The organism is Nocardia puris, assembly GCF_036051655.1.
In the GTDB taxonomy this organism is placed as follows: Bacteria; Actinomycetota; Actinomycetes; order Mycobacteriales; family Mycobacteriaceae; genus Nocardia; species Nocardia puris.
Genome location: NZ_CP107943.1, coordinates 7,621,043 through 7,636,802, shown reverse-complemented (window position 1 = coordinate 7,636,802; position 15,760 = coordinate 7,621,043). Strand labels below are relative to the sequence as shown.

At 71.4% G+C, this 15,760-nt stretch carries 12 protein-coding genes; 8 read left to right on the top strand and 4 right to left on the bottom strand.

Annotated features, from left to right (window positions below; translation table 11 throughout):
- Positions 1-54: 54 nt before the first annotated feature.
- Complete coding sequence (locus tag OHB21_RS35425; RefSeq protein WP_067509085.1) at positions 55-507, top strand: DUF1707 SHOCT-like domain-containing protein; 453 nt, start codon at positions 55-57, stop codon at positions 505-507.
- A gap of 41 nt (positions 508-548) precedes the next feature.
- Here OHB21_RS35425 and OHB21_RS35420 read toward each other — a convergent pair whose 3' ends face one another.
- The gene (locus tag OHB21_RS35420) at positions 549-1,652 is read right to left on the bottom strand and encodes a hypothetical protein (protein WP_067509086.1); all 1,104 of its coding nucleotides are present in this window, start codon (positions 1,650-1,652) and stop codon (positions 549-551) included.
- Between the two features lie 271 nt (positions 1,653-1,923).
- Between OHB21_RS35420 and smc the strand changes: the two genes are divergently transcribed.
- The gene (gene smc / locus OHB21_RS35415) at positions 1,924-5,538 is read left to right on the top strand and encodes a chromosome segregation protein SMC (protein ID WP_195126111.1); all 3,615 of its coding nucleotides are present in this window, start codon (positions 1,924-1,926) and stop codon (positions 5,536-5,538) included.
- 36 nt (positions 5,539-5,574) lie between these two features.
- Here smc and OHB21_RS35410 read toward each other — a convergent pair whose 3' ends face one another.
- The 3 genes from OHB21_RS35410 to OHB21_RS35400 all read right to left on the bottom strand — a co-directional run bounded on the left by OHB21_RS35410 (position 5,575) and on the right by OHB21_RS35400 (position 7,319).
- A complete protein-coding gene (locus OHB21_RS35410) occupies positions 5,575-5,784 on the bottom strand; it encodes a hypothetical protein (RefSeq protein WP_147265729.1) in 210 nt (69 codons plus the stop codon).
- A gap of 20 nt (positions 5,785-5,804) precedes the next feature.
- On the bottom strand, positions 5,805-6,686 hold the full coding sequence (locus OHB21_RS35405) for an MBL fold metallo-hydrolase (protein ID WP_067514141.1): 882 nt from the start codon (positions 6,684-6,686) through the stop codon (positions 5,805-5,807).
- Between the two features lie 243 nt (positions 6,687-6,929).
- Positions 6,930-7,319: a DUF2237 family protein gene (locus OHB21_RS35400; RefSeq protein WP_067514140.1), complete on the bottom strand. Its 390-nt coding sequence runs from the start codon at positions 7,317-7,319 to the stop codon at positions 6,930-6,932.
- 129 nt (positions 7,320-7,448) lie between these two features.
- On the opposite strand from OHB21_RS35400, the gene ftsY reads away from it, so the two are divergent.
- The 6 genes from ftsY to ffh all read left to right on the top strand — a co-directional run bounded on the left by ftsY (position 7,449) and on the right by ffh (position 15,604).
- Positions 7,449-9,041, top strand: a complete 1,593-nt coding sequence (gene ftsY, locus OHB21_RS35395; protein WP_067514150.1) for a signal recognition particle-docking protein FtsY — start codon at positions 7,449-7,451, stop codon at positions 9,039-9,041.
- 307 nt (positions 9,042-9,348) lie between these two features.
- On the top strand, positions 9,349-10,653 hold the full coding sequence (locus OHB21_RS35390; RefSeq protein WP_067514149.1) for an ammonium transporter: 1,305 nt from the start codon (positions 9,349-9,351) through the stop codon (positions 10,651-10,653).
- Between the two features lie 5 nt (positions 10,654-10,658).
- On the top strand, positions 10,659-10,997 hold the full coding sequence (locus tag OHB21_RS35385; RefSeq protein WP_067514148.1) for a P-II family nitrogen regulator: 339 nt from the start codon (positions 10,659-10,661) through the stop codon (positions 10,995-10,997).
- Positions 10,998-11,081: 84 nt separating this feature from the next.
- Positions 11,082-13,547: a [protein-PII] uridylyltransferase gene (locus tag OHB21_RS35380; RefSeq protein ID WP_067514139.1), complete on the top strand. Its 2,466-nt coding sequence runs from the start codon at positions 11,082-11,084 to the stop codon at positions 13,545-13,547.
- 96 nt (positions 13,548-13,643) lie between these two features.
- Entirely contained in the window at positions 13,644-13,970 is a 327-nt protein-coding gene (locus OHB21_RS35375; RefSeq protein ID WP_084538194.1) for a hypothetical protein, read from the top strand.
- Between the two features lie 80 nt (positions 13,971-14,050).
- Complete coding sequence (gene ffh / locus OHB21_RS35370; protein ID WP_067514137.1) at positions 14,051-15,604, top strand: signal recognition particle protein; 1,554 nt, start codon at positions 14,051-14,053, stop codon at positions 15,602-15,604.
- Positions 15,605-15,760: the final 156 nt, after the last annotated feature.

Below are 15,760 nucleotides of genomic sequence, written 5' to 3'. Positions count from 1 at the left end.
TGGACTGACCAACATTCCATTGTGGAGGGTGGGAAGGTGAAGGGGATAGGAAATATGGACATCACGCCCGGAACCCGCGCATCCGATGCCGAGCGCGACCAGATCGTCCGGCAACTCGGCAGGCATATGTCCGAGGGCAGGCTGGACCTCGCGGAATACGACCAGCGGGTCGCCCGCGTCTACGGGACGACCACGCGCGAGGACCTGCAACTCGTCCTCGCGGACCTGCCGAAGCTCGAGCGCGAACGCGGCGCGACCACCACGGTCGCGAAGGCGCGCGGCCCGCGCATTCCGGTGTGGCAGCGCATCGAGGGCAGCGCCTGGCTCGGCGTCAGCGTGCTCGTGCTGGTCATCTGGGGCGCCATCTCGCTCGGGGTCGGCGAACTCACCTACTTCTGGCCGATGTGGGTCATCGGGCCCTGGGGTGCGGTGCTCGTCTTCCGGATGCTCACCGGGTTCGAGTCCGGGCGCGGGTGCGGTGCGCCCAGGGTGCGCCGCGCCGGCTGAATTCTGTCGGAGGGGCTCCCCGGTCCGCCCTGTTGTGTCGGTCAGAGATAGCGGTGCGGACGTCGGCGCGGTGGCTCTTCGTCCTCGGGGTGGTCGGCGTACGGCGTTGCGGGAGTAGACGTTCGGGGCCATCGCTCGGGCGTAGACGACGGCGCGGCCGCGCCGCGCCGTCGATCCTGGTCCGCTCCGAGGCTCGAGGGTTCGCGATCGGTATATGTCCGGTGGTCCGCGCCGCCGCGGGGGGCTTCGTCGAAGGCCCAGCGGCCGCGCGGTTGTTCGTGGGGTGGGGCGGGTTCGTCAACGTGACGCCGTGACGGTTCGCGGCGATCGGGGACGAACCGGTCGGGTCCGGGCCTGCGATAGTTCGCGTCACCAGGTGCCGGGGGCCGCAAAGTCGGGTGTTCGGGCAGCGGCATGGACGGATGCGGGTCGCCGTCGGGTTGGGCCCGGCGCGACCACCGCGCTTCGTTCTCCCGCGCCGCCGCCTGCCGCCTGGCGATCACTCGCGGATCCGCCGCACGGGGACGACGCTCGGCGGGAGCCTGGGGCGACAGCTCGGGGCGCTCGGTCGCACGTCGCGAGGTGGGCCGGAAGATGGGCAACTTGTCGGTGATCCGGCTCGGATGCTCACCCTTCTCCCGGTAGGTGGCCGCGATGCCGTGCGCGCGCAACCATCCGCCGGGATCGGCGGCGGCCTCGGGCGTGAGCGTGGGCACCACCTCGTCCAGCAACGCGATCAGATCGCCGTCACCGCCGAGCGCCTTTCGCACCGCGTCGAACGTCGCGGGCCGGAACGTCCACGACCATTCGTGCCCGGCGTGCGGTCCCTCCTCGACGCGTCCGTGGAACACCAGGTTGCCGGACCCCGCGATGCGGGCCCGCACGCTGCGGTCGCCGGAATCGAACACGAACTCCTCGGGCGGCTCGTCCGGGCGGCCGCGGTCGGTGCGGGAGATCTCGAACCACGCCGTCACCATGGCTCCCACGCCCAGCGCGGCGGCCGCGCCCAGTTCGATCCACACGTCCAGGGGGATCACCTTGCGCGTCCGGTCGCAGGCGTGCAGGAACAGCAGGCAGCCCGCGACCAGCGCGGCGATGCGGGTCAGCCGCAAGGCCGTGCCGGTGTCGATCGAAGGTGCGCGCATCCGTTGACTGCTCCCGGGGAACGAGGCCACTTGCGGAGACAGAGAGGATCGTAGGCCGCCGCCACCGCGCGTGGCAGCCGACTCCGTCGCACCGGGTGCCGACCCGGACCGCCCGGTGGCCTCGGCAAACGCCGGGCATCCCGGATCCCCCGCTCCCGGCGTGTGAGTCGTTACCCTGGAGCCGTCGCGCCCCGGCTCCGACCGGCGGTTAGCATGGCTGGTCACCCCGCGCAGCACGCACCGGCCACCGCGCACGGAAAGGTCGTCGAACTTGCATCTCAAGAGCTTGACGCTGAAGGGCTTCAAATCCTTCGCGTCCGCGACGACGTTGCGGTTCGAACCGGGCATTACCTGCGTGGTCGGGCCGAACGGCTCCGGCAAGTCCAATGTCGTCGACGCGCTGACCTGGGTGATGGGCGAACAAGGCGCGAAGGCCCTGCGCGGCGGCAAGATGCAGGACGTCATCTTCGCGGGTACCGCGGGCCGCGCGCCGCTGGGCCGCGCCGAGGTGACCCTCACCATCGACAACTCCGACGGCGCGCTGCCCATCGACTACGCCGAGGTGTCCATCACCCGGCGCATGTTCCGCGACGGCGCGGGCGAATACGAGATCAACGGCAGCTCCTGCCGCCTGATGGACGTGCAGGAGCTGCTCAGCGACTCCGGCATCGGCCGGGAGATGCACGTCATCGTCGGGCAGGGCCAGCTCTCCGCCATCCTGGAATCGCGGCCCGAGGACCGGCGCGCCTTCGTCGAGGAGGCGGCCGGTGTGCTCAAGCACCGCAAACGCAAGGAGAAGGCGGTCCGCAAACTCGAGGCGATGCAGGCCAATCTGGCGCGCCTCACCGACCTCACCACCGAGCTGCGCCGCCAGCTCAAACCGCTGGGCCGCCAGGCCGAAGTGGCCCGCCGCGCGGCCACCGTGCAGGCCGACCTGCGCGACGCGCGGCTGCGCCTGGCCGCCGACGACCTGGTCACGCGCCGCCGCGAGCTGGAGAGCCAGCAGAGCAAAGAGGCCTACGCGCGCGAACAGCAGATCACCGTGCAGGCCGAACTGGACGCCGCCAACGCCGCGTTGACCCAGGGCGAGTTCCAGCTGTCGAAGCTGACGCCGAGCGCGGAGGCGGCGGCGCAGACCTGGTTCCAGCTCTCGGCGCTGGCCGAGCGGGTGAACGCGACCATCCGCATCGCCGAGGACCGGGCCAGGCATCTGCACACCGACGCGCCGGTGGGCACCGGTCGCGATCCCGAACAGCTCGAGGCCGAGGCCGACCGTATGGAGGCCGAGGAGGCCGAACTGCGCGAGGCCGTCGAGATGGCGGTGGAGACGCTGGAGGCCGCCCGCGACGCGCTCGCCGAACGCGAGCACGCCGCCAAGGCCGCCGAACAGGCGCACCTGGCCGCCGTGCGGGCCATCGCCGACCGGCGCGAGGGCCTGGCGCGGCTCTCCGGCCAGGTCGACACGTTGCGCACCCGGGCGCAGTCGGTGGACGCCGAGATCGCCCGCCTCTCGGTCGCGATCGCCGAGGCGCGGCACCGCGCCGAGGCCGCACAGGCCGAATTCGACACGGTCCAAGGCGAACTCGGCGAACTCGACGCCGGGGAGGAAGGGCTCGACGCCCAGCACGAACACGCCGTGCAGGCTCTCGAGATCGCCGACCGGCGGGTGACCGAACTGCGCGAACAGGACCGCGACGCGAGCAAGCTCGTGGCCTCGCTGACCGCCCGCATCGAAGCGCTCGGCATGGGCCTGGCCCGCCGCGACGGCTCGGCCTGGCTGGTGGAGAACCACGCCGACGGATTGCTCGGGCCGCTCTCGGGGCTGCTGCGGGTGCACGCCGGATTCGAAACCGCCGTGGCCGCCGCGCTGGGCCCGCTCGCCGACGCCGTCACCGCCGAGACCGGCGACGCGGCGCACGCGGCCGTGCGGGCGTTGAAGGAGGCCGACGGCGGGCGCGCCGCCCTGGTGTTCACGGCGGCCGCCGCGCCCGAGCCCGCGCGCGAGGCGCTGCCCGGTGGGGCGCGCCGGCTCGCCGAGGTGGTGGAGTGCCCGGAGGCGGTGCGCGCGGCCGTCGCGGCGCTGACCGCAGGCATCGCCGTGGCCGACGACCTCGCGGCCGCGGCCGAACTCGTCGCGGCCCGCCCCGACCTGCGGGTGGTCACCCGCGACGGCGACCTCACCGGCACCGGCTGGCTGGTCGGCGGCTCCGACCGCGCGCCCAGCCAGCTCGAGATCCAGGCCGATATCGACACCGCGCGCGCCGAACTCGTCGCCGCGCAGCGCCGCGCCGAGGAACTGGAGGCGGCGCTGTCCGGCGCGCTCGCCGAACAGGCCGACCGCAAGGAAGCCGTCGACCACGCGCTGCTCTCCCTGCACGAATCCGACCAGGCGCTGATGGCGATCTACGACCGGCTCGGCAGGCTCGGCCAGACCGCCCGCACCGCGCAGTCCGAGGGCGAGCGGCTGGGCGCCCAGCGCGCCGAAGCCGAGGCCGGGCGCGAGGAAGCGCTCTCGGCCCTGGCCGATCTCGAGGACCGGCTGCGCCACGCCGAACTCGAACAGGCCGACGTGGACGCCGACGGGCTCGGCGCGGCGGGCACCGAGACCGCGGGCCGCGACCGCGAGGAGGCGGCCGCCGCGCTGGCCGAGGCCCGCTCCATGGAGGTCGAGGCCAGGCTCGCCGTGCGCACCGCCGAGGAACGCGCGGAATCGGTACGCGGCAAAGCGGATTCGCTGCGCCGGGCCGCCCGCGCCGAACGCGAGACGCGGGCCCGCGCCGAACGCGCGCAGGCCGCGCGCAAGCGGGCCGCGGCGGTCGCGGCCGCCGTCGCCGAGGCGGGGGCCCGGGTCGCGGCGGAACTCGAGCGCGTGGTGGCCGAGGCGAGCGCCCGCCGCGACGAGCTGGTGCGCCGCCGCACCGAATGCGCCGCGCAAGTGGACCAGGTGAAGGAGCGCGTCCGGGCGCTCGGCACCCAGCTGGCCCAGCTGACCGACGCCGTGCACCGCGACGAGGTGGCCAAGGCGCAGGCGGCGCTGCGGATCGAACAGCTGGAGACGACCATCGCCGAACAGTTCGGCATCGCGCTGTCGGACCTGGTCGCCGAGTACGGGCCCGAGGTGCCGCTGCCGCCCTCGGCGCTGGAGATGCAGGAGTACGAGCAGGCCAAGGAGCGGGGCGAACAGGTCAGCCCGCCGCAGCCCATGCCCTACGACCGGGCCAGTCAGGAACGACGCGCCAAGCGCGCCGAGAAGGATCTCCAGACCCTCGGGAAGGTGAATCCCCTGGCGCTGGAGGAGTTCGCGGCGCTGGAGGAGCGCTACAACTTCCTGTCCACCCAGCTCGAGGACGTCAAGAACGCGCGCAAGGACCTGCTCGACGTGGTGGCCGAGGTGGACGCGCGCATCCTGCAAGTGTTCACCGAGGCGTACGCCGACGTGGAGCGCGAGTTCGTGCAGGTTTTCGCGAAGCTGTTCCCCGGCGGTGAGGGCAGGCTGGTGCTCACCGACCCCTCCGACATGCTCACCACCGGCATCGAGGTGGAGGCGCGCCCGCCGGGCAAGAAGGTCAAGCGCCTGTCGCTGCTCTCGGGTGGCGAGAAGTCGCTGACCGCCGTCGCCCTGCTGGTCGCCATCTTCCGCGCCCGGCCCTCGCCGTTCTACGTGATGGACGAGGTGGAGGCCGCGCTCGACGACACCAACCTGCGCAGGCTGATCGGCCTGTTCGAGCAGCTGCGGGAGAAGAGCCAGCTCATCGTCATCACCCACCAGAAGCCCACCATGGAGATCGCCGACGCCCTCTACGGCGTCAGCATGCGCGGAGACGGCATCACCCAGGTGATCTCACAGCGGTTGCGCAGCGGGGACATGGCCGCCGCACCGGCATAGGGCGGGCAGGTCTGCGCGGGCGAGTGCAGCGGCAGATCAGCTCCACAGGTCATCGCGAGCGGGCAGCGTGACAGTGCCCGACTCGAGGTCGACCAGCGGATCGTCGCCGGATATCCGGTCGTCGAGCTTGGCGACCGCGATCCACTCCTTGTGCTCGTGGATGTGTCTGCGGGACGGGCCGAAGATCTCATCGACTTCCGCGCCGACAGGGTCCCGCCGCCCGCGCCACCTCCGGAAGAAGCTCACCGCGTCCAGCGTACGCATGGTCAGCGGGCCGGAACCGGGGTGAAACGGCGGGGTTGCCAGACGCGCCCGCCGCCGTTCGGCACCGCGTTGCCGAACTGGACGTCGGCGAAATGGCAGCCGTAGCCCAGGGTGCCGGGTGCGGCCAACTGTTCCACCAGGCCGTGGCGGACGTCGGCCGAGCGCATCGGGTCCAGATCGGCGACGGCGGACAGTTCGGGGTGGGCGATCTGCAACGACGAATGCAGCGCGTCGCCGAACGCGATCAACCGCTGCCCGTGTGACTCCAGGACGTAGCCGGTGTGCCCGACGGTGTGGCCGGGCAGCGCCAGGGCGCGCACGCCGGGGAAGATCTCGTCGCCCTCCTCGACGGGACTCACCTGTCGCTCGAACATGGCCAGCATCTCCGGCCGGGTGCCCGACATCGCGGCGAGCGCGCGCTGCCGCCACTCCTGCGCGCCGACGAACACCCGTGCGTGGGTGAACGGCGGACGCGGCTGCCCGGGCGCCGCGCGCCACAGCCAGCCGAAGTGGTCGGCGTGCAGGTGGGTGAGCGCGACGGACTCGACCTCGGCGGGCGTGCGCCCCGCCCGGGCGAGGCTGTCCAGCAGCGCGCCGCCGCGCAGGATGCCGACCCCCGTCCGGTAGACCAGCGGCCCGAATCCGGCGTCGATCAGCATCGCCCGGGTGCCGTGCTCGACCAGCAGCCCGCCGACGCTGCCGACGAAACAGTCGTCGGCGAGGTATTCGCCGTGCCCGCGCCAGAACTCCTCGGAGGCGGCGGGCAACCAGGCGCGCGCGTTCATGGTGGTGAGCCCGTCCGGCAGATACGTGACGGTGAGCTCACCGCACGACACGGTGCGGATCGGTGCGGGGTTGGTCAAACGCTCGGCGATCGGATCCATCGCGGCTCGGCTTTCCTGCGGCGGTGCGTGCGGCGTGAGTGGCGCTGATGTCCGATGACTCTAGCCGTGTTTTCCGCCACTGTCGCCTCGGGCGGCACGAATGGCATTGTCAGACTGAGGATTTCGTTATGAGGTCGGTCAACTGCGCGGGCAGTCGGGGAGCCCCTGGCACCCGCGGAGTGACCGTTCGCGCGGGGTGCGCCGGGGCCGGTCCCGCGCCACCCGCGCGGGACCGGCCCGCGCCTAGAGCAGATCGCTGACGTCGTCGGGGACGTCGACCGCGTACTTGCGCAGGATTTCCATGGAGATCACTTCGAGCGCGTTCTCGTGGGTGGCGGCCAGCACCACCGGCGCCGCGACACCGTCCTCGTGCGCGTGCAGCCACCGCACGGCGACCACGCACCACCGGTCCCCGGGTTGCAGGCCGGGGAAGTTGTTCTCCGGCCGCGGCGTACTCAGATCGTTGCCGATGGACGCCTGGTGCTCCAGGAACTCCGCCGTCACGACGGTGCACACCGTATGGCTGCCGAGGTCCTCCGGACCGGTGCTACAGCACCCGTCCCGGTAGAAGCCCGTCAGCGGATCGGTGCCGCACTCTTCCAGCGGCCCCCCAAGCACGTTTCGATCGGTCACGCCGCCGATCCTATTGTCACTTCGCGAGAAGTTCCGCAGGACAAGAAATCTCGTGGGGCCGAGTGTCGCGGCGCGACCGGCGCACGGCCGCGCTCATCAGGGGCGATGTGTTCTGCAAGGATGGTCGGCGTGAGTTCCGAAGCCTGGATACTGATAGCCGCGATCGCCGCCGTGCTACTGGTGGCGCTCGTCACCGGATTCATCCTCTACAAGCGCAGGCGGGTGTCGATCGCCGCGCCGGAACCGGACAAGGAGCTGACCGACCGCTCCGGCGGGTACACCGCCTCGGGCGGGTTCTCGTTCAGCCAGGGCGGCACGGCAACCGCACCGCGACCCGACCCGCCCCTGCTGGAACGGACCGACGACGAGGGCCAGCCGCACGTCGGCGACGACGCGGCCATCCCGCGCGACGCGCCGAAGCGCGGCATCACCAACGTGCGGCTGCCGGAAGCCGACGTCTTGGAACCCCCGCAGCCCACGTCGACGGCGCCGGCCGCCGACACCGAGGAACCTCCGAGGGCCGAGCCGGCCACCGCCGACCCGGCGGACACGACGTCGACCACCGATACCACGCCCTCGGACGCGAAACCCACCGAGATCGCGCCCTCGGACACCGCACGCGCCGAGACCGCGAAACCCGCCGAGACCGCACCGTCGGACACCGCACGCGCCGAGACCGCGAAACCCGCCGAGACCGCACCGTCGGACACCGCACACGCCGAACCGGAAACCCTGGAACCGGCCCCGGCGATCCCCGACACCCCCGCCGGTGTCGAGACCGCCCCCGGACTCGAGGAGATCGAGCCCACCGCGGGCCGCCTCGTACGCCTGCGCGGCCGCCTGTCCCGCTCCCAGAACGCCGTGGGCAAGAGCCTGCTCGGCCTGCTCGGCGGCGGTGACCTGGACGAGGACTCGTGGGAGGAGATCGAGGACACCCTCGTGCTCGCCGACCTCGGCACCGCCAGCACCACCGCCGTGGTGGAGCGGTTACGCGAGGAACTGGCCGCCCGCAGCGTCCGCACCCCCGACCAGGCCCGCGCCGTTCTGCGTGACGTGCTGGTCGAGGCGCTGCGCCCGGAACTCGACCGTTCCATCCGCGCGCTGCCACATCCCGATCACCCGGCGATCCTGCTGGTCGTCGGCGTGAACGGCACCGGAAAGACCACCACCACCGGCAAACTGGCCCGGGTCCTCGTCGCCGACGGGCGCCGCGTGCTGCTCGGCGCCGCCGACACCTTCCGCGCCGCCGCCGCCGACCAGTTGCAGACCTGGGGTGAGCGCGTCGGCGCCGAGACCGTGCGCGGCAAGGAGGGGGCCGACCCGGCCGCCGTCGCGTTCGACGCGGTGGCGGCGGGCATCGACCGCGGCGTGGACGCGGTGCTCGTGGACACCGCGGGCCGCCTGCACACCAAAACCGGCCTGATGGACGAGCTGGGCAAGGTCAAGCGCGTGGTGGAGAAGAAGGCCGCGGTCGACGAGGTGCTACTCGTGCTCGACGCCACCGTCGGCCAGAACGGGCTCACCCAGGCGCGGGTGTTCGCCGAGGTGGTCGACATCACCGGCGTGGTGCTCACCAAACTGGACGGCACCGCCAAGGGCGGCATCGTGTTCCAGGTGCAGCACGAGCTGGGCGTCCCGGTGAAGCTGGTCGGGCTCGGCGAGGGCTCCGACGACCTCGCGCCGTTCGAACCGGGCGCGTTCGTGGACGCGTTGCTGGGCTGAGCGTGACGAGGGCACGGTACGAATCGTCTCAGCGCGAATCGGATCTACCGGACACACGGCCGGGCGGGTGACTCCGGCCGTGGCCGTTTGCGCATCGGATGCTCTCGACACGCACCTCACAGCGGGTACGAAACCTCCGGTGCACGCCACGAAACCTGGTAGCAACACAACCGCGCTATCCGTTCACGCAGGTGAAACACGACAGCTCAACAGATGAAACACCGAGTGAGGACCCTTCTGTGCAGGCTTACGTCGTTGCCGGCGAAGCCCGAGATGAGGAGGAACAAAGGTGGTGAATCCCGTAATCCTGGCGGCGCCGGAGATCGGTGTGCCCGACACAGGTGACACGGCTTGGTTGCTGACCAGTGCGGCCCTCGTGCTGCTCATGACGCCCGGGTTGGCATTCTTCTACGGCGGCATGGTCCGCAGCAAGAACGTGCTGAACATGATCATGATGAGCATCAGCGCCATGGGCGTTGTCGCGGTGCTCTGGGTGCTGTACGGCTACTCGGTGGCCTTCGGCACGGACAAGGGAAGCCTGATCGGCGACCCCACCGAATTCTTCGGGCTACGCACCCTGCTGGCCGGTTTCGGTGAGGAGTCGGTCGGCGTCCCGCTGGTCGGCACGATCCCGGCGACCGTCTTCGTCGCCTTCCAGGCGATGTTCGCGATCATCACCGTGGCCCTGATCTCGGGCGCCGTGGCCGACCGCCTGAAGTTCGGCTCCTGGCTGGTCTTCGCCGGCATCTGGGCGACCCTGGTCTACTTCCCGGTCGCGCACTGGGTGTGGGGTGGCGGCTGGATCATGTCGAAGGTGGAGGCCATCGACTTCGCCGGTGGCACCGCCGTGCACATCAACTCCGGCGCCGCGGCGCTGGCTCTGGCGATCGTGGTCGGCAAGCGCGCGGGCTGGCCCAAGACCCCGTTCCGTCCGCACAACCTGCCGTTCGTGATGCTGGGCGCGGCCCTGCTGTGGTTCGGTTGGTTCGGCTTCAACGCCGGGTCGGCCGTGGCCGCCGATGGTGTCGCCGGGTTCACCTTCGTCACCACCCTCGTCGCCACCGCCGCCGCCATGCTCGCCTGGTTGCTGGTGGAGAAGATCCGCGACGGCAAGCCGACTTCGCTCGGCGCGGCGTCGGGCATCGTGGCGGGCCTGGTCGCCATCACCCCGTCCTGCTCCTCGGTCAACGTGCTCGGCGCGCTGATCATCGGCGTCATCGCCGGCGCGGTCTGCGCCCTGGCGGTCGGCCTCAAGTTCAAGTTCGGTTATGACGACTCGCTCGACGTCGTCGGCATCCACCTGGTCGGCGGTGTCCTCGGCACCGTGCTGATCGGCCTGGTCGCCGCGCCCGAGGCTCCGGCCGGCGCGGAGGGCCTGTTCTACGGTGGTGGCCTGGAACTGCTCGGCAGGCAGGCGCTCGGCGCGGTCGCCGTACTCGCCTACTCGTTCGTCGTCGCCCTCGCGATCGCCTACGTCATCAAGCTGACCATCGGCCTGCGCGCCAGCGAAGAGGAAGAATCGGTTGGCATGGACGAGTCGGAACACGCGGAAACGGCATACGATTTCGCTGCTGTGGGTGGCACGGCACGCTCGGCCGTCAAGGAGGCATGACGAACATGAAACTGATCACCGCAATCGTCAAACCGTTCACGCTCGAGGACGTCAAGACCGGACTCGAAGCGGCGGGCGTGCTGGGCATGACCGTCAGCGAGGTGCAGGGCTACGGGCGCCAGAAGGGACACACCGAGGTCTATCGCGGCGCGGAGTACTCGGTGGACTTCGTCCCGAAGGTCCGCGTCGAGGTCGTAGTCGACGACGCCTCGGTGGACAAGGTCGTCGACGTGATCGTCGAGGCCTCGCGCACCGGCAAGATCGGTGACGGCAAGGTCTGGGTCACCCCGGTCGAGTCGATCATCCGGGTCCGGACCGGCGAACGCGGTACCGACGCACTGTAAGCGCGACTAGCGGAAATCGAGCGGCGGCTCCGCTCCCACCGGACAAGCCCGGTCGGGACGGGGCCGCCCTCAGTTGGATGGGCGGTGTGGGTTGTGGGTAGTGGAGACGGGGCCGGCAAGGGCGGCGAACGGGTGTCGAACGGGGCGGCGGATCTGGTGCGGGCCCGTAAGCAGTTGCTGGACGGCGGATTGCCGCGCAATCCGCGCCTGGACGCCGAATCGCTGCGGGCCGCGCTGGTAGACCTCTACGAACTGTGGCTCACCAGCAAAGGCGCCGAACTGGGCATCACCGCCGACAGTGGACTGGCCATCGTCGCCGTGGGTGGCCTCGGGCGCCGGGAGATGCTGCCGTACTCCGATCTGGACCTGGTGCTGTTGCACGACGATGTCGACCCGGCCCGGGTCGCCGAGGTCGCCGATCAGCTCTGGTATCCGCTGTGGGACGCCCACATCAAGCTCGACCACAGCGTGCGCACCGTCCCGCAGGCGCTGCGGGTGGCCAACGACGATCTGATCGCGGCGCTCGGCATGCTCGAGGCCCGCCACATCGTCGGCGACGCCGAGCTGAGCAATCTGCTCATCGGCGGGGTGCGCCGGGAGTGGCGCACCGGGATCCGCAACCGCTTCGACGAGCTGATCACCCAGGCCAAGGCCCGCTGGCAGCGCAGCGGCGAGATCGCCCACCGGGCCGAACCCGATCTGAAGAACGGACGCGGCGGACTGCGCGACATCCAGCTGCTCGACGCGCTCGCCATCGCGCAGCTGACCGACGCCATGCCGGGGCTCGGTCCCGAGGTGCCCGGCGGCGGCCTGAAGCACGCGCACCGCAGGCTGCTGGATGTGCGCACCGAGTTGCATCGCGTCGCCGGACGCGCCCGCGACCAGTTGCGCGCGCAGGACGCCGACGAGATCGGCGCGGCGCTGCGCATCGGCGATCGCTTCGATCTGGCCAGGACGCTGAGCGATTCGGCGCGGACGGTGAGCTACTCGGTCGAGGTCGGGCTGCGCACGGCGGCGAACGCGCTGCCGCGGCGTGGGCTGGCCCGGCTGCGCCGGATGCCGGTGCGGCGACCACTCGATGAGGGGGTGGTCGAGCACGCGGGCGAGGTGGTCCTGGCCAGGGACGCGCGCCCGCAACGGGATCCGGGGCTGATCCTGCGGGTGGCGGCCGCGTCGGCGCAGACGGGGTTGCCGATGTCGGCCACCACGCTCAACCGCCTGTCCGAGGACGCGCCCGAACTGCGCGAGCCGTGGCCGAAGGACGCGCTCAACGATCTGCTCGTGCTGCTCGGGTCCGGGCGCGGCGCGATCGGCGCGATCGAGGCGCTGGACCGCACCGGGTTGTGGGGCCGTCTGCTGCCGGAATGGGGCGCGGTGCGCGATCTGCCGCCGCGCGACGCCCTGCACACCTGGACCGTCGACCGTCACCTCATGGAGACGGTCGCCTACGCGAGCGCGCTGAGCACCCGGGTGGCCCGCCCCGACCTGCTCGCGCTCGGCGCGCTGATGCACGACATCGGCAAGGGCCGCCAGGGCGACCACAGCGTCGTCGGCGCGGAACTGGCCACCCACATCGGGCGCAGGCTCGGGTTGTGGCCCTCCGACGTGCGCACGCTCAGCGCCGTCGTGCGCCACCACCTGCTGCTGCCCGACACCGCGACCCGGCGCGACCTCGCCGATCCGGAGACCGTGCAGTACGTGGTGGACGCCCTCGACGGTGACGTGCAGACGTTGGAATTGCTGCACACCCTCGCCGAGGCCGATTCGCTGGCCACCGGTCCCGGCGTGTGGGGCGATTGGAAGGCCTCGCTGATCGGCGACCTGGTGCGGCGCTGCCGCCTGGTGATGGCGGGCGACGAGCTGCCCGCGCCGGAGCCGATCGCGCCCGAACTGCTGGCGAAGGCCGCAGCGGGTGGCGTGCACGTCACGCTGGAGCCCGGCGAGGGCAAGTACACCTATGGGATCACCGTGATCGCGCCCGACACCTCCGGGCTGCTGTCGGAAGCCGCGGGCGTGCTGGCGCTGCATTCGCTGCGGGTGCTGTCGGCCTCGCTGGGCGGCGAAGGTGCTTCGGCGGTCAATACTTTCGTGGTGGCGCCCAAATTCGGCGACCCGCCCGACGCCGGACTGCTGCGCCAGGAGCTGATCCGCGCCATCGCGGGCGATCTGGATCTGCCCGCGTTGCTGGCCAAGCGCGAACGGGAGGCCGCGGGTGCCGGCCCCAGCCCGTACGCGCAGGCCGCGCCCCGGCTGATCTGGTCGTCCACCTCGACACCGGGCCAGGTGATCCTGGAACTGCGCGCGGAGGACCGGATCGGCCTGCTCAGCAGGCTGGCGGCCGCGTTCGCCGCGTGCCGCGCCGATGTGCGCTGGGCGAAGGTGGTCACCATGGGCGCGGCCGTCGTGGACTCGTTCTGCCTCGACCTGGGCGCCGACGACGGCCCGCAGCGGCGCGAGGCCATCGAGAAGGCCGTGCTCGACGTGGTCCCGCACCCCGCGCCGAAACGTCCGGAGGACGCCGACGCCGCGGTGAGCGACTCGGCGTCGTAGCGTTGCGAGAGATTCGCTCGATAGCGTCTCGCGTACCTGCCTGCGCCCCTTACGATCGGAGCGTTCCACTAGCGCGAGCACGAGGGGAGCAGGCCGGTGGCAATTCAGGTGGTGGCGGCATCGCTGATGACCAGCGACGAGACCACCCACATGGCGCGCTGCGTCGGCGAGGACCGCTGGGTCGTGTCCTGGTTGCCCGGCCGCACGCTGACCGGTCGCCAGGCGGTCACCGCCATGACGATCGCCATCGCCGTCGCCGCGAAAACGCCACCGGCCGAGGTGGATACGGCCGAGCTCGACGACCTCGCGCTGGAACTCGGGCTCACCGGACGCGAGGCCGCCTCCATGGTCGGTCTGGAGAACCACGACTATCGCGGGCCCGCCGCCCGGCGCCGCCGCTCGCTCGACCAGCGCGCGCGATGACGCACCGCCCGCGCGGGCGGGTGGACGATCCCATTACTCTGGGAGGCAATTGACGTCATTCGAGATCAGGAGCGCGATCGGTGTTCGAATCCCTGTCCGACCGGCTAACCGGTGCCCTGAAAGATCTGCGCGGTAAGGGGCGTCTGTCACCGGCCGACATCGACGCCACGTGCCGGGAGATCCGGTTGGCCCTGCTCGAGGCGGACGTCGCGCTGCCCGTGGTGCGCGGTTTCATCGCCAGGATCAAGGAGCGCGCCAAGGGCGCGGAGGTCTCCGCGGCGCTGAACCCCGCCCAGCAGGTCGTCAAGATCGTCAACGAGGAACTCGTCGGCATCCTCGGCGGCGAGACCCGCAGGCTGAACCTGGCCAAGAACCCGCCGACCGTGGTGATGCTCGCCGGTCTCCAGGGCGCCGGTAAGACCACCCTGGCGGGCAAGCTCGCGAAATGGCTCAAGGGCCAGGGGCATCAGCCGCTGCTGGTGGCCTGTGACCTGCAGCGCCCCGGCGCCGTCACCCAGCTCCAGGTGGTCGGCGAGCGCGCGGGCGTGCCCGTGTTCGCCCCGCACCCCGGCACCTCCGTCGGCGGTGGCGAGAACCCGCTGGGCATCACGGCGGCTGATCCGGTCGCCGTCGCGCGCCAGGGCGTCGAGGAGGCGAACGCCAAGCAGTACGACGTGGTGATCGTCGACACCGCGGGCCGCCTCGGCATCGACGAGGAACTCATGCGCCAGGCCGCGGGCATCCGCGACGCCGTGCAGCCCGACGAAACGCTGTTCGTCCTCGACGCCATGATCGGCCAGGACGCCGTCAACACCGCCGAGGCGTTCCGCGACGGCGTCGGCTTCACCGGCGTGGTGCTCACCAAGCTCGACGGCGACGCGCGCGGTGGCGCGGCCCTGTCGGTGCGCAACGTCACCGGCGCGCCGATCCTGTTCGCGTCCACCGGTGAGAAGCTCGAGGACTTCGACGTCTTCCACCCCGACCGCATGGCCAGCCGCATCCTCGGCATGGGCGATGTGCTCACCCTCATCGAGCAGGCCGAACAGGTCTACGACGCGCAGCAGGCCGAGGAGGCCGCGCGCAAGATCGGCAGCGGCGAGCTCACCCTCGAGGACTTCCTCGAGCAGATGCTGGCCATCCGCAAGATGGGCCCGATCGGCAACCTGCTCGGCATGCTGCCCGGCGCGGGCCAGATGAAGGACGCGCTGGCCGCCGTCGACGACCGGCAGCTGGACCGGGTGCAGGCCATCATCCGCGGTATGACGCCCGCCGAGCGCGCCAACCCGAAGATCATCAACGCCTCCCGCCGCCTGCGCATCGCCAATGGTTCGGGTGTGCAGGTCTCCGACGTCAACCAGTTGGTGGACCGGTTCTTCGAGGCCAAGAAGATGATGGCGAGCATGGGCCGCCAGATGGGCCTGCCCGGCGCCAACCGCCGCAACGCCAAGAAGGGGAAGAAGGGCAAGAAGGGCGGGCGCGGCCCCACACCGCCGAAGGTGCGCGGTGGGTTCCCGGGGATGCCGGGCATGCCCGCCGGGATGCCCGACCTGTCGAACATGCCCGCGGGGCTCGACCAGCTGCCGCCGGGGTTGGACGGGTTCGATCTGTCGAAGCTCAAGTTCCCCAAGCAGTAGGGGCCGTCGGCGTCCAGGTGCCGTGTCGAGGGACCGCTCACGGGCGGTGTGGGTAGGTCGCGGCGGTGCGCTCGGGTGAGCGTGGGCATCGACGATGCACCGCTTCGGTGCCGGGTGACCGGGCGCGATGGCTCGGGTGTTTGCTCCGGCCGGGCG